The sequence below is a fragment of the Arcobacter cryaerophilus gv. crypticus genome (assembly GCF_002993025.1).
Classification (GTDB): Bacteria; Campylobacterota; Campylobacteria; order Campylobacterales; family Arcobacteraceae; genus Aliarcobacter; species Aliarcobacter cryaerophilus_B.
Genome location: NZ_NXGI01000029.1, coordinates 1 through 1,138, shown reverse-complemented (window position 1 = coordinate 1,138; position 1,138 = coordinate 1). Strand labels below are relative to the sequence as shown.

Genomic DNA, 1,138 nt, shown 5'->3' with positions numbered 1-1,138 from the left:
TTTTTGGTAAACAGTCGGGAGGGACTCTTTGTTGCAACCTCTCTAGCTTTTTGGAGCAAGTCCATATACCAAAGTAGGCACACCTTATACCGAAGATACGGTGCTATTTTGCAGAGTTCCTTAAAGAGGGTTCTTCCACGCGCCTTAGAATACTCATCTCACCCACCTGTGTCGGTTTACGGTACGAGCAACATATAATAAACTTAGTGGCTTTTCTTGGCACGACAGTATCATCGATTCTCCATCTCCTCCGAAGAGTGTCAAGAGCCTGTAAGATCTCGGTCTAATGTTAAGCGGATTTGCCTACTTAACAACCTACGTCCTTCGACCCACTATTCCATCAGTGAGCTCGATTAACTCTATGCGTCCCCACATCGCGCTTATATGTTGGTATTGGAATATTAACCAATTTGCCATCGTCTACACTTTTCAGTCTCGACTTAGGACCCGACTAACCCTACGATGACGAGCATCGCGTAGGAAACCTTGGGTTTTCGGCGTTAAGGATTCTCACCTTAATTATCGCTACTCATGCCTGCATGCTCACTTCTATCCGCTCCAGCACTCCTTACCGGTATACCTTCAACGCTGAATAGAACGCTCTCCTACCACTCGAATAAATTCGAATCTAAAGCTTCGGTGCACATCTTAGCCCCGTTATATTTTCCGCGCAGAATCACTAGACCAGTGAGCTGTTACGCTTTCTTTAAAGGATGGCTGCTTCTAAGCCAACCTCCTGGTTGTCACAGTAACTCCACATCGTTTTCCACTTAGATGTGACTTAGGGACCTTAGCTGTTAGTCTGGGTTGTTCCCCTCTCGACGATGGATTTTATCACCCACCGCCTGACTCCTGTGATTACACATGTAGTATTCATAGTTTGATAGGGTTTGGTACCGCGGTAAGCAGCCCTAGCCCATTCAGTGCTCTACCCCTACATGCTACAACACAAGGCTATACCTAAATATATTTCGGAGAGAACCAGCTATCACGAAGTTTGATTGGCCTTTCACCCCTATCCACAAGTCATCCCGAGACTTTTCAACGTCAATGGGTTCGGTCCTCCACTGGCTCTTACACCAGCTTCAACCTGCTCATGGATAGATCACTTCGTTTCGGGTCTGCAGCATCTGACTAT

The 1,138-nt window shown here is 46.4% G+C and carries 1 rRNA gene; it reads right to left on the bottom strand.

What is annotated here, in order from left to right:
- A 23S ribosomal RNA gene (locus CJ670_RS09210) occupies positions 1-1,138 on the bottom strand; the annotation flags it as partial.